Annotated in this window: 18 protein-coding genes and 2 pseudogenes; 12 read left to right on the top strand and 8 right to left on the bottom strand. The window is 73.7% G+C overall.

All coding sequences use genetic code 11. The features are described from left to right. Positions 1–48 precede the first annotated feature (48 nt). On the bottom strand, positions 49–678 hold the full coding sequence (locus V2W30_RS37530) for an MBL fold metallo-hydrolase (RefSeq protein ID WP_338703065.1): 630 nt from the start codon (positions 676–678) through the stop codon (positions 49–51). Further along, positions 678–1,763, bottom strand: a complete 1,086-nt coding sequence (locus tag V2W30_RS37525; protein WP_338703064.1) for an S-(hydroxymethyl)mycothiol dehydrogenase — start codon at positions 1,761–1,763, stop codon at positions 678–680. The genes V2W30_RS37530 and V2W30_RS37525 overlap by 1 nt, the downstream gene beginning before the upstream one ends. Positions 1,764–1,936: 173 nt before the next feature. On the opposite strand from V2W30_RS37525, the gene V2W30_RS37520 reads away from it, so the two are divergent. Together V2W30_RS37520 and V2W30_RS37515 are read left to right on the top strand one after the other, a co-directional pair. Next, positions 1,937–2,668 (top strand): ABC transporter permease, encoded by a 732-nt coding sequence (locus V2W30_RS37520; RefSeq protein ID WP_338703909.1) that lies wholly within the window; start codon positions 1,937–1,939, stop codon positions 2,666–2,668. Between the two features lie 145 nt (positions 2,669–2,813). Beyond that, on the top strand, positions 2,814–3,305 hold the full coding sequence (locus V2W30_RS37515; protein WP_338703063.1) for a glutathione peroxidase: 492 nt from the start codon (positions 2,814–2,816) through the stop codon (positions 3,303–3,305). Between the two features lie 249 nt (positions 3,306–3,554). Here V2W30_RS37515 and V2W30_RS37510 read toward each other — a convergent pair whose 3' ends face one another. Next, positions 3,555–4,469, bottom strand: coding sequence for an aminoglycoside phosphotransferase family protein (locus tag V2W30_RS37510; RefSeq protein ID WP_338703062.1), 915 nt, complete (start codon positions 4,467–4,469; stop codon positions 3,555–3,557). Positions 4,470–4,508: 39 nt separating this feature from the next. Further along, entirely contained in the window at positions 4,509–4,949 is a 441-nt protein-coding gene (locus V2W30_RS37505; RefSeq protein WP_338703061.1) for an SsgA family sporulation/cell division regulator, read from the bottom strand. A 218-nt stretch (positions 4,950–5,167) separates the two neighbouring features. Here V2W30_RS37505 and V2W30_RS37500 point away from each other — a divergent pair, with 218 nt between their 5' ends. The 5 genes from V2W30_RS37500 to V2W30_RS37480 all read left to right on the top strand — a co-directional run bounded on the left by V2W30_RS37500 (position 5,168) and on the right by V2W30_RS37480 (position 10,343). After that, positions 5,168–6,376 (top strand): sigma factor, encoded by a 1,209-nt coding sequence (locus tag V2W30_RS37500; RefSeq protein WP_338703060.1) that lies wholly within the window; start codon positions 5,168–5,170, stop codon positions 6,374–6,376. 230 nt (positions 6,377–6,606) lie between these two features. Beyond that, positions 6,607–6,789, top strand: coding sequence for a hypothetical protein (locus tag V2W30_RS37495; RefSeq protein WP_338703059.1), 183 nt, complete (start codon positions 6,607–6,609; stop codon positions 6,787–6,789). 37 nt (positions 6,790–6,826) lie between these two features. Next, on the top strand, positions 6,827–8,374 hold the full coding sequence (locus V2W30_RS37490; protein WP_338703058.1) for an ATP-dependent DNA ligase: 1,548 nt from the start codon (positions 6,827–6,829) through the stop codon (positions 8,372–8,374). 156 nt (positions 8,375–8,530) lie between these two features. Continuing rightward, complete coding sequence (locus V2W30_RS37485) at positions 8,531–9,016, top strand: cation:proton antiporter regulatory subunit (protein ID WP_338703057.1); 486 nt, start codon at positions 8,531–8,533, stop codon at positions 9,014–9,016. Between the two features lie 4 nt (positions 9,017–9,020). Then, the gene (locus V2W30_RS37480) at positions 9,021–10,343 is read left to right on the top strand and encodes a cation:proton antiporter (protein WP_338703056.1); all 1,323 of its coding nucleotides are present in this window, start codon (positions 9,021–9,023) and stop codon (positions 10,341–10,343) included. Between the two features lie 14 nt (positions 10,344–10,357). On the opposite strand, the pseudogene V2W30_RS37475 reads toward V2W30_RS37480, so the two are convergent. Beyond that, positions 10,358–10,531: pseudogene (locus V2W30_RS37475) on the bottom strand (PepSY domain-containing protein); the annotation flags it as partial. A gap of 41 nt (positions 10,532–10,572) precedes the next feature. Between V2W30_RS37475 and V2W30_RS37470 the strand changes: the two are divergent. From V2W30_RS37470 to V2W30_RS37450, 5 genes and pseudogenes are all read left to right on the top strand, one after another. Further along, positions 10,573–10,734: pseudogene (locus V2W30_RS37470) on the top strand (sigma factor-like helix-turn-helix DNA-binding protein); the annotation flags it as partial. A 144-nt stretch (positions 10,735–10,878) separates the two neighbouring features. Beyond that, positions 10,879–12,405: an MFS transporter gene (locus tag V2W30_RS37465; RefSeq protein WP_338703055.1), complete on the top strand. Its 1,527-nt coding sequence runs from the start codon at positions 10,879–10,881 to the stop codon at positions 12,403–12,405. Between the two features lie 79 nt (positions 12,406–12,484). Continuing rightward, entirely contained in the window at positions 12,485–13,045 is a 561-nt protein-coding gene (locus V2W30_RS37460) for a GAF domain-containing protein (protein ID WP_338703054.1), read from the top strand. A 579-nt stretch (positions 13,046–13,624) separates the two neighbouring features. Next, the gene (locus V2W30_RS37455; RefSeq protein WP_338703053.1) at positions 13,625–14,101 is read left to right on the top strand and encodes an NUDIX domain-containing protein; all 477 of its coding nucleotides are present in this window, start codon (positions 13,625–13,627) and stop codon (positions 14,099–14,101) included. A gap of 93 nt (positions 14,102–14,194) precedes the next feature. After that, positions 14,195–15,589 (top strand): NADP-dependent succinic semialdehyde dehydrogenase, encoded by a 1,395-nt coding sequence (locus tag V2W30_RS37450; RefSeq protein WP_338703052.1) that lies wholly within the window; start codon positions 14,195–14,197, stop codon positions 15,587–15,589. Here V2W30_RS37450 and V2W30_RS37445 read toward each other — a convergent pair. From V2W30_RS37445 to V2W30_RS37435, 3 genes are read right to left on the bottom strand one after another with little or no spacing between them, the layout of a single operon-like run. After that, positions 15,564–16,130 carry a DUF2877 domain-containing protein gene (locus tag V2W30_RS37445; RefSeq protein ID WP_338703051.1) on the bottom strand — a complete coding sequence of 189 codons (567 nt, stop codon included), beginning with the start codon at positions 16,128–16,130 and terminating at the stop codon, positions 15,564–15,566. The genes V2W30_RS37450 and V2W30_RS37445 overlap by 26 nt on opposite strands. Next, positions 16,123–16,404, bottom strand: a complete 282-nt coding sequence (locus V2W30_RS37440; protein ID WP_338703050.1) for a hypothetical protein — start codon at positions 16,402–16,404, stop codon at positions 16,123–16,125. Before V2W30_RS37440 ends, V2W30_RS37445 begins: the two co-directional genes overlap by 8 nt. Beyond that, a complete protein-coding gene (locus V2W30_RS37435; RefSeq protein WP_338703049.1) occupies positions 16,401–17,816 on the bottom strand; it encodes a DUF1116 domain-containing protein in 1,416 nt (471 codons plus the stop codon). Before V2W30_RS37435 ends, V2W30_RS37440 begins: the two co-directional genes overlap by 4 nt. Positions 17,817–17,944 lie beyond the last annotated feature (128 nt).

Genomic DNA, 17,944 nt, shown 5'->3' with positions numbered 1-17,944 from the left:
CCGGGCGCGGGCGGCAGCCTCCGAACTGCCGCCCGGCCCTACGGGCTGTCAGTGCCCGCGGCTGATCCACTCGTCGAGCTGGGGTGCTTCCGCCCCGATGGTCGTGCTGTCACCGTGTCCGGTGCGCACGACGGTCTCGGCCGGCAGGGTCAGCAGGCGTCCGCGGATCGACTCGATGATCGTCGGGAAGTCGCTGAACGTCCGGCCCGTGGCGCCCGGCCCGCCCTGGAACAGGGTGTCGCCGGTGAAGACGGTGCCGAGCGCCGGGGCGTACAGGCTGACGGCGCCGTGGCAGTGTCCCGGCGTGTGCAGCACGGTCAACTCCACGCCCGCGACGGTCAGTCGCTGCCCGTCGGCCAGGTCGCCGTCGGGGGCGCGGTCCGGGTGCGTGCGCTTCCACAGGTCGGTGTCGGCGGGGTGCAGCAGGATCGGCGCGCCGGTGCGGTCGGCGAGCGCGGGGGCCGCGTCGATGTGGTCGTCGTGGGCGTGGGTGCACACGATGGCGACGAGCCGCCGGTCGCCGACGGCGGTCGCGATGGCGTCGGCGTCGTGGGCGGCGTCGATGACGACGACCTCGGTGTCGTCACCGACGAGCCAGACGTTGTTGTCGACGTCCCAGGTGCCGCCGTCGAGGGAGAACGTGCCGGAGGTGACGAGGTGTTCCACGCGTGCGGACATCAGAACATCACCACCGAGCGCAGCACGTCGCCGTGGTGCATCCGCTCGAAGGCCTTCTCCACGTCGGCGAGCCCGATGGTCTCGGTGACGAACGCGTCCAGGTCGAGGCGGCCCTGGAGGTAGAGGTCGATGAGCATCGGGAAGTCGCGCGAGGGCAGGCAGTCGCCGTACCAGGACGACTTGAGGGCGCCGCCGCGGCCGAACACGTCGAGGAGCGGCAGGTCGAGGCGCATCTCCGGGGTGGGCACGCCGACCAGGACCACGGTGCCCGCCAGGTCGCGGGCGTAGAAGGCCTGTTCGTACGTCTCCGGGCGGCCGACCGCTTCGATGACAACATCGGCGCCGAACCCGCCGGTCAGTCCGCGCACCGCCTCGATCGGGTCGGTGGCGCGGGAGTTGACGGTGTGGGTGGCGCCGAGGGTGCGGGCCGTCTCCAGCTTCTTGTCGTCGATGTCGACCGCGATGATCTTCGAGGCGCCGGCCAGGAGGGCGCCGACGACGGCCGCGTTGCCGACGCCGCCGCAGCCGATGACCGCGACGGAGTCGCCGCGGGTGACGTTGCCGGTGTTGATCGCGGCGCCGATGCCGGCCATCACGCCGCAGCCCAGGAGGCCCGCGGCGGCGGGCGAGGCGGCCGGGTCGACCTTGGTGCACTGCCCGGCGGCGACGAGCGTCTTCTCGGCGAACGCGCCGATGCCGAGCGCCGGGGACAGCTCGGTGCCGTCGGCGAGGGTCATCTTCTGCTTGGCGTTGTGGGTGTCGAAGCAGTACTGCGGGCGCCCGCGCAGGCAGGCACGGCACTGGCCGCACACCGCGCGCCAGTTGAGGACGACGAAGTCACCGGGCGCGACCTCGTTCACGCCCGCGCCGACCGATTCCACGATGCCGGCCGCCTCATGGCCGAGCAGGAACGGGAACTCGTCGTTGATGCCGCCCTCCCGATAGTGCAGATCCGTGTGACAGACCCCGCACGCCTGGATCTTCACCACGGCCTCACCCGGGCCCGGGTCCGGCACGGTGATCGTCTCGATCGACACCGGCGCGCCCTTGGCCCGCGCGATCACGCCCTGCACCTGCTGTGCCATGACGGTCAGCCCTCCTTCTCCTCGCGGATTCCTCACAACGTGTTGCCCGTCCATCGTCGCTCACGGACGAGGCGGGGAACACCACCGGTGCCCAGGTCGGAGCGGCTTAGGCTGCCTGTGTGGGTGAGCGAAGCGTGGCCGCGGCCGGTCTCCTGCCCGTCGGCGGCGCCCTCATGGGGGCGCTCGTCGTGCTGCTGGTGGTGGCCGCCGCGGTGGCCGCGGTGTTCCGGCTGGCGCCGGACGCGTCGTGGCGGCGGGCGCGGGACATCGCCGTGGCGGGGGTGCGGGCCGCGGTGCAGTTGGGGGTCGTGTCCCTGGTGATCGGCCGGGTGGTGCAGCACGGTGCGGCGCTGCTCGCCTTCCTGCTGCTCATGTTCGCGGTGGCCGCGCGGACGGCGGGGCGGCGGGTCACGTCGAACCGCACCTGGAGGTGGGCGGCGCTGCCGATCGCCCTGCCGGTGGTGCCCGTCGTCGGGGCGCTCGTGGCCTGCGGTCTGCTGCCCGCGCGCGGGATCGCGCTGATCCCGGTGACCGGCATCCTGATCGGCGGGGCGCTCACGGCGACGGTCCTCGCGGGCCGCCGTACCCTCGACGAACTCACCGCGCGCGGGGGCGAGGTGGAGGCCTGTCTCGCGCTCGGTCTCCTCCCGCACGAGGCGCGCCTGGAGATCGTCCGCCCGGCCGCGTCGGACGCGCTGCTGCCCGGCCTCGACCAGACCCGGACGGTGGGCCTGGTGACGCTGCCCGGCGCGTTCGTCGGCATGCTGCTGGGCGGGGCGTCACCGGTGGCGGCGGGCGCCGTGCAGCTGTTCGTCCTGGTGGCGCTGATGGCGGTGCAGACGATCTCGGTGGCCGCGACGGTGGAACTGGTCGCGCGGGGACGGCTGTACCGGCCGCCGCGATGACCTTCGCCGAGGATCGCGGTCCTCCTCCCTGCGGTTCCCGCCGCTCGGCCCCGACCACCTCGGTGACTCGCTGCGCCCCCTGGCCCGACTCGTCTCCCCGACGCCCCGGACGTGAGGGGCGCGGGGCAGGCGTACGCTCCGGACCATGTCTGTTTACGACGCAGTAGAAATCGACCGCCTGCAAGGCGGGTCCGCCGATCTGGCCCAGTACCTGGGCTCGGCCGTCCTGATCGTCAACGTCGCGTCCAAGTGCGGCCTCACCCCGCAGTACGCGGGCCTGGAGCGGCTGCACGAGCAGTACGCGTCGCGCGGGTTCACCGTGCTCGGCGTGCCGTGCAACCAGTTCATGGGGCAGGAACCCGGTTCGGCCGACGAGATCGCCGAGTTCTGCTCGGCGACGTACGGCGTGACGTTCCCGATGACGGAGAAGGTCGACGTCAACGGCGCGGACCGGCACCCGCTCTACGCGAAGCTCGTCGAGGTCCCCGACGCCGAGGGCTACACCGGTGACGTGCGCTGGAACTTCGAGAAGGTGCTGATCGACGCGTCCGGCACCCCGGTCGCCCGTTTCTCCCCGCAGACCGAGCCCGACGCCCCGGAGCTCGTCGCGGCCATCGAGAAGAGCCTGCCGCGCTGAGCACGCGCACAGCGCTCAACCGGCCCGCAGCGCGGGCCGGTTGACGCGTAGGTGTTCAGAGATCGAAGTGGGCGGCGACGGAGCGTCCTGGGCCGCTGGACGACACCGGCCGGAGCCGGCGACGGGGTTCGAACCCGCGTCGCACTCTGAGCAGGAGAAGGAGCCGCGGCCTGCGCACCTGCACGCGGTCGACGGCAGCGGGAGGCGCCGCCGGGCCGCACCTGAAGTGACGCCCCCTGGAGCGCGTGGTCAGACGGTGATCAGCAGGCGTTCCAGCGCCGCCCGTCCCGCGGGGCCCCAGGTCGGCTGGCCTCCGGGCAGGCCGCGTTCCCCGGCCCGGCCGATGCCGATGAGTCCGACGCCGCGCAGCACGGTCCAGCCGCGGGCGCGGCGGATCGTCGCCTCGTCGGCGGTGGCGTAGGCATCGAAGAAGGGTCCCGCCTCGCCGTCCGGCAGCAGCAGCCAGGCCGCGCAGAGGTCGGTCGCCGGGTCGCCGGCGCACAGGTCGCCGAAGTCGATGACGCCGGCGAGGGTTCCGTCACGTACGACGACGTTCGCGGGGTGCAGGTCGCTGTGCAGCCACAGCCTCGGGCCGGTCCACCGCGGTGCCGCGAGCGCGTCCTCCCAGATCTCCCACAGCGCGTCGGCCGTCGGGTCCCCGTCGAGCACGTCACGGAACCCGGCCGCGAAGCCGTCCGCGTGCGTGGACAGCGCGACGCCGCGCTGCTGCGGATGGACGGGGGCGTCGTCCGGCGCGGGGTGGTGCAGGGCGCGCAGGAAGTCGGCCAGTGCCTTGGTGGACAGGGAGCCGGGGCCGATCGGTGCCACGTCGGCCGGCTCACCGGGCACCCACGTCGTGACGGTCCAGGGCCAGGGGAAGCGCTCCGACGGCCCGCCCGCGCGCCGTGGCACGGGCACCGGCAGGGCGAACCGGTCCACCAGTTCCGGCAGCCAGCGCTGCTCGTTGCGCACGTTGCGCACGGCGGCCTCGGTGCGCGGCAGGCGTACGACCAACTCCTCGCCGATACGCCACAGTTGGTGGTCCCAGCCGGACGCGGCATGGCGCAGGTCGAGGTCCGCCAGGTCGGGGTGCTGCTCCCGCAGGAGGGAACGCACGAGATCCGCGTCGATGGCACGGTGGTCCGGGCTGTCTACGTCACTCATGCGCCGTAGGGTGCCAGACCGTCACGGAGTGCCGGACGGTCACGCCTGGCCGTCGTGGCGGAAGAGCGAGGCCAGCGCACGGTCCACGACCGCCGTGACGTCCTCGCCGCCGGCCGGCACGAGGGCGTACGAGCGGCGCAGGAAGCGGCGCAGCGCCGACGTGTCGAACTGGACGACGGCCAGGCCCTCCGGCGCGTGCAGTTCGACGACCGTACGGGCCCGGCCGCACGGCCACACATGAACGTCGCCGGAGCCGGTCGGGGCGCGCAGCCCGTCGCCCAGGAGCGTGCGCGCGAACGCCCACGTGACGCCGGCGCCCGTGAGGGTCACCTCGGCGGGGAAGCACAGCCGGATCGCCAGCGGGTCGTCGCAGGAGTAGCGGAGTGTGACGGTGACATGACGGTCGGGGCCCTGCCCTCCGGCCGTGACGAGCCGGGCGCGGGCGGACTGTTCGAGGGTGGCGGGGACGGTGGTCGGCATGTCGGGCTCCCTTTCTGCGCTGCACGTGAGATGCGGTTGCCCGTTCGACGCGGGAGCGGGGCGGCGCATTACGGAAGTTTCGGCAATGGTTCATGTGACCTGCGCCACTCACCCCTCCATAATCCGACATTTCTCGCTTAACGTTTCAAACTTGCCGCACGATCTCGCCCGATCCGCAGTCGGGCAGCCCCCCGACGTCAGACGGAAGAGTTCCTGTCATGGCCGACGGCCCCGCCGCCGCACCGATATCCCCTGCCGCCTACGCCCGCATCTACGCGGACGAACAGCCGCGCCTGGTCGCGTACGCCCGCTCGCTGACGGGGAGCCCCTGGCTCGCCGACGATCTCGTCGCCGAGGCGCACTTCAAGGTGTGGCGCCGGCTGTCCGCCGAGCACGCGATCGAGAACGTGGCGGCGTATCTGACGACGACCGTGCGACATCTGGCGGCGACGGCGGGGCGCGGCGCCGCGCGTGAGACACCGCTCGACCCGCACGACGGGGTGGAGTCGGTGCGGGCCGCGCCCAGTGCGTTCGGTTCCTACGAGGAGGAGGACCCCGCCGCTCGCGCGTCCCGTGTGGATCTGCTGACCCGGGTGCTGGGCCAGCTGCCCGAGCGCTGGGTGAAGGCGCTGTGGCTGGCCGAGGCGGAGGGGCAGCCGCTGGAGGCGGTGGGCCGTGGCATCGGCGCGGGCAGCGGCGCCACGGCGGTGCTGCTGCACCGGGCGCGCGAGGGATTGCGGCAGGCGTTCCTGCGGGCGCATCCCGGGACGCCCGCGGATCCGGCGTGCGAGGCGCACTGGGACCGGATGCCGGCGCACGTCCGGGGTGTCGCCTCGGCGCGGCAGTCGGAGAAGCTGCTCGCGCACGTCGACACGTGCGAGGACTGCCGGGCCCGGCTCGCTGTCCTGCTGCGCGCGAACGACCGGCTGCCCGCCCTGGTGGGCCCGGCGCTCCTGGTCTTCGTGTTCGGCGGCGCGGGAAAGTTCCTGGTGCCGCTCGCGGCGGGAACGGGAGCCGGTGCCGGTGCCGTGTCCGGTGGGCACGGGGCGGGTGTGCTGCACGGCGTGCGTCATGTGCTGGCCGGCGGGGCGAAGGCGCCTGCCGCCGTGGCCGGGGTGGTCGGGGTCTCGGTCGCCGGAGCGGCGGTCGCGGCGGGGCTGGTGCTCGGCGGGTCGGATGCGTCGGTACCCGCACCGCGTGCGCAGGCGGCGGTGGCGAACGACGCGCCCACCCCGCAGGCGCCGCGCGGGGCGTCGCCGGGGCCTTCGACCTCACCCGCGGATCCGGCACCGGCGCGGACCGATCCTCACGGCCCGCCGCGCCGAGCACGCCCGCCGCTTCCCGGGCTCCGGACACGGCCGCCGCGCCCGACGCTCCCGCCGCGCCCGATACGCCTGAGGGGCCGGATCGGCCTGATGCCGCGGTGACGGAGGCGGCGCCCGCGGAACCGATCGCGCCGTCCGCACCCCCGACGACGACACCCCCCACGACCGCACCTCCGACGACCGCCGCCCCGATGGCACCCCCGGCGTCAGAGCCGTCGCGGCCCGATCGGCCCGCGTCCCCGCGGCCTTCGGCCACCCCTGACTCCCCCACGGCTCCCCCGACTCGTACGGTTCCGGCGGCTCCCAGCGCTCCGGCTGAGCCCCCGGCCCCCGTGGAGCCCACACTCCCTGCTCAGCCCACCGAGGAACCCACCGAGGAACCCACCGAGGAGCCCACCGAGCAGCCCGCCGAACCCGCGCAGCCGACCCCACCGGCCCAGCCCGTCGAGCCCACTTCCCCGTCGCACACCTGCGTGCCCTGGTTCGGGCCGGTCCACGTCTGCCGGGTCGGCTGACCGTGCGTGGCCCCGCCCCGCGTTGCACCATGGCTGCATGTTGTTGGCCCGGCTCGCTCAGGTGTCCCAGGACGTCGCCGCCACGTCGGCGCGGTCGCGGAAGATCGCGCTGCTCGCCGAGTTGTTCCGGGACGCCGACCCCGATGACGTGCCGATCGTCATCCCGTATCTGGCGGGGCGGCTGCCCCAGGGGCGGCTCGGTGTCGGCTGGCGGGCGCTGAGCCGGCACGTGGAGCCGGTCGCCGAGCCGCGATTGACCGTGCAGGACGTCGATGCCGCGCTGACCGTGCTCGGCGATGTGGCGGGTGCCGGTTCGCAGGCCGAACGGGCACGGCTCGTCGGCGAGTTGATGGGGGCCGCGACGCAGGACGAACAGCGGTTCCTCATCGGCCTGGTGACCGGCGAGGTGCGGCAGGGCGCGCTGGACGCCGTCGCGATCGAAGGGCTCGCCCAGGCCACCGGCGCTCCCCCGGCGGGCGTGCGCCGTGCGGTGATGCTCGCCGGTGGCATCCAGCCGGTCGCGCAGGCGCTGCTGGGCCGGGGTCCGCAGGCGTTGGAGGAGTTCCGGCTCACCGTCGGACGGCCCGTGCAGCCGATGCTGGCCCACGCGGCGGGTTCGGTCGGCGAGGGGCTCGACAAGCTGGGCGCGTGTGCCGTCGAGGAGAAGCTCGACGGCATCCGCGTACAGGTGCACCGGGACGGGGACGACGTCCGCGTGTACACGCGGACCCTCGACGACATCACCGACCGGCTGCCCGAAGTGACCGAGGCGGCGGCCGGGTTGAAGGGTGAGCGGTTCGTTCTCGACGGCGAGGTCATCGCGTTCGACGACCGGGGGCGGCCGCGGCCGTTCCAGGAGGTGGCCGGGCGGGTCGGGTCGCGGGTGGACGTGGCGCGGGCCGCCGAGGCGGTGCCCGTCTCCCCCATCTTCTTCGACATCCTGTACGTCGACGGTCGCGACCTTCTCGACCTGCCGTTCGGGCAGCGGCACGAGCAGTTGGCGCGGCTCGTGCCGGAGCCGATGCGGGTGCGGCGCCTCGTCGTCGAGGACGGGTCCGATCCCGAGCAGCGGGCCGCCGCCGACGCGTTCTTCGCCGCGACGCTCGACCGCGGGCACGAAGGGGTCGTCCTCAAGGGTCTCGAGGCGGCGTACAGCGCGGGCCGCCGGGGCGCGTCCTGGCTGAAGGTGAAGCCGGTGCACACGCTGGACCTGGTGGTGCTCGCCGCCGAGTGGGGGCACGGGCGGCGTACGGGCAAGCTCTCGAACCTGCATCTGGGCGCGCGGCGCGACGACGGCTCGTACGCGATGCTCGGCAAGACGTTCAAGGGGCTCACCGACGCCCTGCTGTCCTGGCAGACGGAGCGGCTCCAGGAGTTGGCGGTCAGGGACGACGGCCATGTCGTGACGGTGCGACCGGAGCTGGTCGTCGAGATCGCGTACGACGGGTTGCAGAAGTCGACGCGGTATCCGGCCGGGGTGACGCTGCGTTTCGCGCGGGTCGTGCGCTATCGCGAGGACAAGACGGCCGAGCAGGCGGACACGGTGGACACGGTCCTCGCGGCGCACCCGGCTCTCGACGCCTGACGGAGACCACCGGCGCCGCCTGACCGATATCGACGGCGCCTGGCCGAGACCCGGCGCCTGACCGTTTCTTTGCCAAAACATGAGCCGTATAGGGTGACACCCAACCGAAAGATGCATGGACCACATATCAGACACGCACGGAACAAGGGGAGAGACGTGCCCGCTTCACGCCTGAGCAGGACTCCGTTGCCGGGGATCGGCTTCCGTTACGACCTCACCACTCGCGAACAGCGTCAGTTGTCGGTCATCGCCCACCGGGACGGAGGACGCACGCTCAGCGCCTACCGCTCCGACGATCCGGACGCGTGCGAGCTGTCGCTCAGACTGTCCTCCAGCGAAGCGGCGTACCTCATCGACGCGTTGGCGCCCTCGCACCACAGCCCGAACCTGCTGCACACCACCGACCTCGGTCTGGTCGCCGAGCGCATCGAGGTGTCCGGCGTCTCGTACTGGAACGGGCGGCTGCTCGGCGAGACGCAGATGCGGACGGAGACCGGCGCCTCGATCGTGGCCGTGCTGCGCCGCGCGGAGGCGATACCGTCGCCGGCCCCGGACTTCCGGCTCGCGGGCGGCGACACGGTCATCGTCATCGGCACCCGTGAGGGTGTCGAGGCGGCGGCGACCATCCTGGGGCGGGAGTGATCGGATGCACTCCGCTGTCTTCCTCATCGAGTTCGGGGCGATCATCCTGGCGCTCGGCCTGCTGGGCCGGCTGGCCGGGCGACTGCGCTTCTCTCCCATCCCGCTCTATCTGCTGGCCGGTCTCGCGTTCGGCGAGGGCGGGCTGCTCCCGCTCGGCGCGAGCGAGGAGTTCGTGGCGATCGGCGCCGAGATCGGCGTGATCCTGCTGCTGTTGATGCTCGGCCTGGAGTACACCGCGAGCGACCTCGTCAGCAATCTCAAGACGCAGTACCCGGCGGGGCTCGTCGACATGACGTTCAACGCGCTGCCCGGCGCGGCGGCCGCGCTGCTCATGGGCTGGGGTCCGGTGGCGGCCGTGGTGCTCGCCGGTGTCACCTGGATCTCGTCGTCGGGCGTCATCGCCAAGGTGCTCGGCGACCTCGGCCGGCTCGGCAACCGTGAGACGCCGGTGATCCTGAGCATCCTCGTGCTCGAGGACCTGGCCATGGCCGTGTACCTGCCCATCATCACGGCCCTGCTGGCGGGCGTCGGCTGGGCCGCGGGCGGTCTGACGCTCGCGATCGCGCTCGGCGCGGCGGGTCTGGTCCTGTTCGTCGCGGTGCGGTTCGGGCGGCACATCTCGCGGTTCGTGTCGAGCGACGACCCGGAGAAGCTGCTCCTGGTCGTGCTCGGTCTGACGATCCTCGTCGCGGGTCTGGCGCAGCAGCTCCAGGTGTCCGCCGCCGTCGGCGCGTTCCTCGTCGGCATCGCGCTGTCCGGCGAGGTCGCCGAGGGCACGCACACGCTCCTGTCACCGCTGCGGGACCTGTTCGCGGCCGTGTTCTTCGTCTTCTTCGGTCTGCACACCGATCCGGCGAGCATTCCGCCGGTGCTGCTGCCCGCGCTGCTGCTCGCCGTCGTGACGGCCTGCACGAAGATCTTCACGGGGTACTGGGCGGCCCGCCGCGCCGGTGTCTCGGTGAAGGGACGCTGGCGGGCCGGCGGGGCGCTCGTGGCGCGCGGCGAGTTCTCCATCGTGATCGCCGGGCTGGCCGTGACGTCCGGCATCGAGCCGCGGCTCGGACCGCTGGCGACCGCGTACGTCCTGATCCTGGTGATCGTGGGGCCGCTCACCGCGCGCTACACGGAGCCGCTCGCGCAGCGGCTGTTCGGCCGGCGTCAGGTGCCTGCGGGCGCGGTGCCCGCTCCCCGCTCGGCCTCGGCCTCGTCGGTGGAGCCGGTTCCGGTGAAGTCCGGGGAGTCCGCGGCCGTCGACCCGGTCGAGCCGGTCGACCCGGCGCCGGTGAAGTCCGGCGAGTCGGCTCCGGTGGACGAGCAGATCGGCTGACTTCGCGTGTCCGGCCGCCTGCCGCGCCGGTGCGCGATCTCGCCGAGGACGACGTCCACGACGAGGAGGGCCACCAGCGGCAGGCCGAGCAGCGGCACGAAGCAGCCGAGGACGGCCACGCCCGCCATCGCCGGTACCAGGACGTACGGCGGGACGTGCTGCCAGGCGCCGCACGGGACGGCGACGCCGCCGCGTTCGAGAGCCGCGGACTTGCTGTCCGCGCTCGACGCGCCGCGCCGCGTTCCTCCTGACGCAGCTCGCGGGACTGCCGTACGCGGACGCGGCGGCGGCCTTCGGCTGCCCGGTCGGCACCGTACGCTCCCGGGTCGCGCGGGCCCGCGCGACCCGGGAGCGTACGGCGCTCCTCGCGGCCGCGGAACGCGCGGCCTGACCCGGCACGCCCTGGTTCCCGCGTCCACGCGGGGGGACCGGGGCGAACGGCCCCGTTCCCTCCCCGGTCGCCGACCGTGAGCAGGGCGCTTAGCGTGGTGGCGAGGTAGATCGGGGGGTGTACCTGGGTGCTCTGGAGGCCACCATGGATCGCTCGCCCGACCCCGCAGCCGCCGACTCCGGCATACGCACCGCTCCACCGGGAGGCGGCGCCGTCCCCTACGCGGGCGGCGGAAAACACGAACACCGGTGGCTGATCCTCGCCGTCATCGGCATCGCCCAGCTGATGGTCGTCCTCGACGCGACGATCGTGAACATCGCACTGCCCTCGGCCCAGCAGGACCTCGGGTTCAGCGACGGCAACCGGCAGTGGATCGTCACGGCGTACGCGCTCGCGTTCGGCAGCCTGCTGCTGCTCGGCGGGCGTATCGCCGACCTGGTGGGCCGCAAGACCGTGTTCATCGCGGGTCTGGCCGGGTTCGCGGCCGCCTCGGCGTTCGGCGGCGCGGCCACCAGCTTCGGCATGCTGGTCGCGGCGCGCGCGTTGCAGGGCGCCTTCGGCGCGCTCCTCGCGCCGGCCGCCCTGTCACTGCTGACCACGACGTTCACGGACCCGAAGGAGCGGGCCAAGGCGTTCGGCATCTACGGCGCGATCGCCGGTGCGGGTGGCGCGGTCGGTCTGCTGCTCGGCGGTGTGCTGACCGAGTACCTGGACTGGCGCTGGTGCCTGTTCGTGAACCTGGCCTTCGCCGTGGTCGCGATCCTCGGCGGTCTGCGGCTGCTGCACGGCGGCCGCCCCACGGACCGCCCGAAACTCGACGTCCCGGGCACGGTCCTGGTCTCCGTCGGTCTGTTCTGCATCGTCTACGGGTTCTCGAACGCGGAGACGCACGACTGGAGCGACGTGCAGACCTGGGGCTTCCTCCTGGTGGGCGTGGTGCTCCTGGCGGCGTTCTCCTGGTGGGAGACGCGGGCCGGACATCCGCTGCTGCCGCTGCGCGTGGTCCTCGACCGGGACCGCGGCGCTTCGTACCTCGCGATGTTCATCGCCGGTGCGGGCATGTTCGGCGTGTTCCTGTTCCTGACGTACTACCTCCAGCAGATCCTCGGATACTCGCCGGTGCAGACCGGTGTGGCCTTCCTGCCGTTGGTGGCGTGCATGGTCGTCTCGTCGATCATCACCACGAACAAACTCGTGCCGAGGTTCGGGCCGAAACCGATCGTGCCGCTCGGCATGGCCCTCGCGGCCGCCGCCATGGTCTGGCTGACGTTCCTCGGCCTCGACAGCACCTACGCCGCGCACGTGATGCCCCCGCTCCTCGTCCAGGGTGTCGGCATGGGTCTGATCTTCGCCACGGCGATGAACCTGGCCACCGGCGGTGTCGCCGCGCACGACGCGGGCGTGGCCTCCGCGATGGTCAACACCAGCCAGCAGGTGGGTGGTTCGATCGGTACGGCCCTCCTGAACACCCTGGCCACGACCGCCGCGACGAGCTACCTCGTCGGCAAGCAGCCCACTCCGCAGGTGCAGGCGCAGGCCTCGATCGAGAGCTACTCCACCGCCTACTGGTGGTCGGCGCTGTTCTTCGCGGTCGGCTTCCTGGTGACTCTGGTCCTGTACCGGCCGGGCAGGCCGAAGATTGTGGCGACCGAGGGCGCCGTGCACATGTGAGACGGTTCGGGCGGCCCGAACACGGGGCATACCCCTTCTGCAAAGTCCGCCCCTCGGCGTCCGAGGGGCGTCTTTGCCCGTGCGGGGCGGACGAGTCGAGGGGTGGGGCGTCATGCGCGGCGTGCCGTACGAGGCGTACCAGGTGGACAGCGAGCGGCTCGCGACGGCGTTCGTCGAAGTGGCGGACGCCGCTGTACGGGGCGGACCGCAGGCACTCGCGGCGCTCGTCGGCACCTGCGTCTCGCTGCTCGGGGTGCCGTCGGCCACGGCCGTGCTCAAGCCGCCGACGGGACGCGTCGAGGTGGCCGCGTCGGATCCGCGGGGGCTTCGCCTGGAGCGGGCCGCCCTGTCGTGGGGCGAGGGCCCCGGCGCGGACTGCCGGGCTTCCGCGCAGCCGATCCGCGGGGTGCCGCTCGCGCATCCGTACGCGCGCGCCAACTGGCCGTCGTACACGGCGATGGCGCGCAGCCTGGGCTTCGCCTGTGTCGTCGCGGTACCGCTGCGCACGGCGGACCGCTCGCTCGGCTCGCTCAGTCTGCTCTCGGAGCGGCCGGGCCCGCCGGGGCCGCTCCAACTGCGCCTGGGCCAGCACCTCGCGGACGCCGCCGCGCTCGGCATCCTGCCCCGCCCCCGCTGCTGAGGGCGTCCGGGGATCTCCCCAGCGGGGTCGGAGGGCGACCCCGTTGCGGCGCCCGCGCCGCGCTCCCGGCGTGGACCACATGCCGAAGAGCGCCGCCATGCGCTTCTCGACGCTGCCCGCGGACACATGCAGGCTCTGCGCGATCGCCGCGTGCGAGCGGCCCTCGGCCATCAGGGCCAGGACATCGCGCTCCCGGCCGGTGAGCGCGGAGATCTCCTCGGTGCGGCGGCCCGCCGCGGCGAGCCGGGTCACCACCTCCGGGTCGAGGGCCGTGCCGCCGGCGGCGACGCGGGCGAGCGCGTCCGTGAACTCCCCGACGTTCACGACCCGCTCCTTGAGCAGGGAGCCGACCCCCGCGGAGCCCTCCGCGAGCAGCCGCGTCGCGTACTTCGTCTCGATGTACTGCGAGAACGGGAGCACGCCCGTGCCGGGCCGCTCGCGCCGGATGTCGATCGCCGCGCGCAGCCCGTCGTCGGCTCGGGCTGCCCGCGTCGGAGGACCACAACCGCCGGGTTCTCGCCGTCATCCGGTATCCGCGCCGCACGACTGAGCGGCTGCGCATGCCCGACACTGGACGCTATGGCTGACGGGACGAAGCGAACGAAACAGAGCGCGGGCCTCCTCCTCTTCCGGCGCACCCCGGCGGGACCCGAGGTGCTGCTCGGTCACATGGGCGGCCCGTTCTGGGCGCGCAAGGACGCCGGGGCGTGGAGCGTTCCCAAGGGCGAGTACGGGGACGACGAGACGCCGTGGGACGCGGCCCGGCGCGAGTTCCGGGAGGAGCTCGGGCTGCCCGCGCCGGACGGGACCCCGCTGCCGCTCGGCGACACGGTGCAGTCGGGCGGGAAGCACGTGACGGTGTGGGCTGTGGAGGCCGATCTCGACCCGGCGGACGTGGTGCCGGGCACGTTCACGATGGAGTGGCCGCGCGGCTCCGGCAAGGACGTCGAGTTCCCGGAGCTGGACCGGGTCGCCTGGTTCGGGCTGGACGCGGCGCGCACCGCCGTCGTGAAGGCGCAGACCGTGTTCCTCGACCGGCTCGCCGAGCAGGTCTGAGGAGCGGCGGGGCGGGTACCCGGGGCGGTCCGCGTTGCGCCGCCCCGCGCAGCGCGGGAAGGTCGAAGGAACCGTGCTCAGGAGGTCTCCCCCATGCCCATCGCGACGGTGAATCCCGCCACCGGCGAGACGCTGAAGACGTACGACGCCCTGTCCGCCGAGGACATCGAGGTGAAGCTCGCCCGGGCGGCCGAGGCGTTCGCCGCGTACCGCACGACGACGTTCTTCGACCGGGCGCGGCTGCTGCAAGGCGCCGCCGACCTGCTGGAAGCCGACGCCCCCGACATCGCCCGCGTCATGACGACGGAGATGGGCAAGCCGGTCGCGGCGGCCCGTGCCGAGGCGGCGAAGTGCGCGAAGACGATGCGCTGGTACGCGGAGCACGCGCAGCATCTGCTCGCCGACGAGCACCCGGCCGAATCGGACGTGAAGGACTCCGGGGCGAGCCGCGCCCATGTCCGCTACCGGCCGCTCGGCCCGGTGCTCGCGGTGATGCCGTGGAACTTCCCGCTGTGGCAGGTCGTCCGGTTCGCGGCGCCCGCGCTGATGGCGGGGAACGTGGGCCTGCTCAAGCACGCGTCGAACGTGCCGCAGACCGCGCTCTACCTGGAGGACCTGTTCCGCAGGGCCGGATTCCCCGAGGGCTGCTTCCAGACGCTCCTGATCGGGTCCGGCGCCGTCGAGGACATCCTGCGCGACGAGCGCGTCGTGGCGGCGACGCTCACCGGCAGCGAACCGGCGGGCCGCTCGGTCGCGGCGATCGCGGGCGACGAGGTGAAGAAGACGGTCCTCGAACTGGGCGGCAGCGACCCGTACGTGGTGATGCCGTCGGCGGACGTGGCGAAGGCGGCGAAGACCGCGGTGACGGCGCGCGTGCAGAACAACGGGCAGTCGTGCATCGCGGCGAAGCGGTTCATCGTGCACGAGGACGTCTTCGAGGAGTTCCGGGACGCGTTCGTCGCGGGCATGCGGGCGCTGCGCGTCGGCGACCCGCTCGACGAGGACACGGACGTCGGCCCGCTCGCCAGCGAACAGGGCCGCACGGATCTGGAGGAACTGGTCGACGACGCCGTCGAGAGCGGGGCGACCGTGCTCTGCGGCGGGCAGCGGCCGAAGGACTTCGCGGACCGCGGCTGGTTCTACGAGCCGACGGTGATCGCCGATGTCACGCCGGAGATGCGCATCCACCGCGAGGAGACGTTCGGCCCGGTCGCGACGCTGTACCGGGTCGCGGACCTGGACGAGGCGATCGAGGTCGCCAACGACACGCCGTTCGGGCTGAGTTCGAACCTATGGACCGGTGACGAGGACGAGATCGAGCGGTTCGCCCGGGACAGCGGGGCGGGCGGTGTCTTCGTGAACGGCATGACGGCCTCGCACCCGGCGCTGCCGTTCGGCGGCGCCAAGCGCTCCGGGTACGGGCGGGAGCTGTCGGACCACGGCATCAAGGAGTTCTGCAACATCACGACGGTGTGGGTCGCCGCCTGAACCCTTCGGGGCCGACCGTACGGGTCAGCAGCCGTGCACCGGCGCACAGCCCGTGCAGCAGGTCGCTGCCGGAGCTGTGCCCGACGGCGAGCAGGGCGGTGACCGGCGCGGAGAGGTCCGCGCCGGTCGCGGCGGCGCGCAGCAGGTGGGCGGCCTGCGGCACGCAGTAGCCGTCCGCCGCGTGCCGCAGCAGCGCGGCGGACACCGGCGGGGTGTGGCCGGGAGCCTGCCGTACGACGTCGGTGAGCGCGGGCAGCCAGTGCGGCGGCCGGTGGGTGAGGCGGGCGGCGAGCAGCAGCCCGCACAGCAGGTCGTCGCCGGACGGCGTCGCGCCGGGGCCGAGGCCGAGCACGCCGAGCGCCGCGCGGCGCCGGTCGGGGTCGGCGCCGTCCGCGAGGGCGTGGAGCAGGGCCGAGGCCCCCGGCCGGACCTCGGCGGGCAGCGGCCGGGGCGGCCGGATCGCTGCGAGCCGGGCCGCGGCAGGGCCCCGCGGGGTGTCCTGGGCGCGGGGCGGCGCCCAGAACCCCCTGCGGTCAGGCACAGCGGCCCGACCGCGATCCGGCCGCCGCCCACCCGCCCGGGGGCGCCGGGCGCGAGCCCCGCGAAGGGCCGCTCCCCGCCGCGGGCGGCAGCACGACGGCGGCCGGAACCCGTACGGCGCCGGGCACCACCACGGCGAGCGGGGTGCGGGCGCCGGACGGGAGCAGGTACAGCGCCTGCCGGGCGACGGCGAGGACCGTGGCCGGGCGGAGCGGTCCGCGCAGGGCGGCGCGGGCGAGGACGCTGACGGTGCTCGGCAGCGCGGCGGGACTCATGCGGGGACGGGGAAGGCCGCGAGCGCGCCGCGGAAGCATTCCAGGGGGGCGTGCACGAGGCCCGCGCCGATCTGTCCGATGCCCGGTTCCCGGTGGGCGATCCCGGTGGTGACGACGGGTTCGATACCGGTGTCGAGGACGGCGCGCAGATCGATGCCGACGGGTGCGCCGATGCCGCCGAGAGCGGGCAGCCGGTAGGCCTCGTGCCGGGCCAGCGTGATCCGGGCCATGTCGCGGCTGGTGCGCAGCGCCAGGTCCACGGTGCCCCCGACGAAGCCGGTGATGGCGGGGGCGGCGGCGAGGGAGAACCCGCCCAGGCCGTTGGTCTCGGTGATGGCACTGTCGCCGATGTCGGGGTTGGCGTCCTGGGGCCCGTATCCGGCGAAGTACAGGCCCTCGACGTGGGCGGCGGGCGCGGTGAACCAGGCGTCGCCGAGGCCGCTGACGCGGATGCCGACCTCGACGCCGTTGCGGGCGAACGCGGTGACGAGCGTCGAGTGCGGGACTCCGTGGGCGGCGGACGTGGCGAGTTTCGACGCCGCCATGGAGAAGTTGAGGAACCAGTAGTGGTTGCCCGCGAGGAACTCCAGTACGTCGGGGCCGTGGGCGGTGCGGGCGAGCGGGGCGGCGAGTTCGCGCAGCAGGAGCGCCGAGGCGGCGGTGTTGCGGCTGTGGCACTCGTCGCCCATCTGGAGCGCCTGCGCGGTGACGGCGCGCAGGTCCACGCCGTCGGTCCTGGCACGCAGGGCTTCGCGCAGGGCGGGGGCGAGGACGTCGGCCATCCAGCGCAGGCGGTCCATGACGTCGTCGCCGAGCGCGCCGTAGCGCAGACAGCGTCCGGCGCCCTCGTTGAGGTTGGCGTAGGAGCGGCGTCCGGTGCCGGGGTCCTCGACGACGAGCACCGGCATCGACGGGGAGGTGATGCCGCCCATCGGTCCGACGGCCTCGTGGTGGTGACACGGCTCGAAGCGCAACGCGCCCTGGTCGGCGAGGCGTTGGGCCTGTTCGGGGGTGTCCGCCCAGCCTTCGAGGAGGGCGGCGCCGATGACGCCGGCGCGCATCGGGCCGCACATGTCGGCCCAGTCGACGGGTGGTCCTGCGTGCAGCAGGACGCGTTCACCGGTGGCACGGTCGTCGAGGACGGGGAGGCAGTCGCGGGCGGTGCGCACGTCACGCCACACCGGCCTCACGCCGAGCAGCCGCGCGACGGCCTCCTCGTTGGCCCGTTCCACGCGGGCGTGGCCGGTGAGTTCGGCGAGTTTCCAGGCGAGGTCCGGGTCGCCGCCGGCGGGGGGTCGCCAGTCGAGGTGGGTCACGTCGGCCCCGGCGGTACGCGGCACGTCGGCGAAGGCGGCGACGCCGACGGAGGCGATGCGTGCGGGGGCGTCGCCGAGGAGAGCGGGCGCGGTCATACGGGCTCCGTGAGGTCGTCGGGGGTACGGCGGTGCCGGGGGCGGCGCGACGGGTCGCGGCTGTCGACGGGGTGGCGGGTGAGGGGCACGACTGGCGGCGGGGCGGCGGATCTGACCATGGCCGACGA

This window comes from Streptomyces sp. Q6, assembly GCF_036967205.1.
Classification (GTDB): Bacteria; Actinomycetota; Actinomycetes; order Streptomycetales; family Streptomycetaceae; genus Streptomyces; species Streptomyces citrinus.
Note: the sequence above shows the minus strand (reverse complement) of the source record. Positions and strands in the feature narration are given on the sequence as shown.

What these genes read in the sequence shown, in the direction of transcription:
- V2W30_RS37490 (WP_338703058.1), top strand. Translation starts at nt 6,827, where the DNA reads ATGTTGTTGGCCCGGCTCGCTCAGGTGTCCCAGGACGTCGCCGCCACG.
- V2W30_RS37465 (WP_338703055.1), top strand. Translation starts at nt 10,879, where the DNA reads ATGGATCGCTCGCCCGACCCCGCAGCCGCCGACTCCGGCATACGCACC.
- V2W30_RS37515 (WP_338703063.1), top strand. Translation starts at nt 2,814, where the DNA reads ATGTCTGTTTACGACGCAGTAGAAATCGACCGCCTGCAAGGCGGGTCC.
- V2W30_RS37480 (WP_338703056.1), top strand. Translation starts at nt 9,021, where the DNA reads ATGCACTCCGCTGTCTTCCTCATCGAGTTCGGGGCGATCATCCTGGCG.
- V2W30_RS37510 (WP_338703062.1), bottom strand. Translation starts at nt 4,469, where the DNA reads ATGAGTGACGTAGACAGCCCGGACCACCGTGCCATCGACGCGGATCTC.
- V2W30_RS37450 (WP_338703052.1), top strand. Translation starts at nt 14,195, where the DNA reads ATGCCCATCGCGACGGTGAATCCCGCCACCGGCGAGACGCTGAAGACG.
- V2W30_RS37505 (WP_338703061.1), bottom strand. Translation starts at nt 4,949, where the DNA reads ATGCCGACCACCGTCCCCGCCACCCTCGAACAGTCCGCCCGCGCCCGG.
- V2W30_RS37455 (WP_338703053.1), top strand. Translation starts at nt 13,625, where the DNA reads ATGGCTGACGGGACGAAGCGAACGAAACAGAGCGCGGGCCTCCTCCTC.
- V2W30_RS37440 (WP_338703050.1), bottom strand. Translation starts at nt 16,404, where the DNA reads ATGAGTCCCGCCGCGCTGCCGAGCACCGTCAGCGTCCTCGCCCGCGCC.
- V2W30_RS37500 (WP_338703060.1), top strand. Translation starts at nt 5,168, where the DNA reads ATGGCCGACGGCCCCGCCGCCGCACCGATATCCCCTGCCGCCTACGCC.
- V2W30_RS37435 (WP_338703049.1), bottom strand. Translation starts at nt 17,816, where the DNA reads ATGACCGCGCCCGCTCTCCTCGGCGACGCCCCCGCACGCATCGCCTCC.
- V2W30_RS37530 (WP_338703065.1), bottom strand. Translation starts at nt 678, where the DNA reads ATGTCCGCACGCGTGGAACACCTCGTCACCTCCGGCACGTTCTCCCTC.
- V2W30_RS37520 (WP_338703909.1), top strand. Translation starts at nt 1,937, where the DNA reads ATGGGGGCGCTCGTCGTGCTGCTGGTGGTGGCCGCCGCGGTGGCCGCG.
- V2W30_RS37525 (WP_338703064.1), bottom strand. Translation starts at nt 1,763, where the DNA reads ATGGCACAGCAGGTGCAGGGCGTGATCGCGCGGGCCAAGGGCGCGCCG.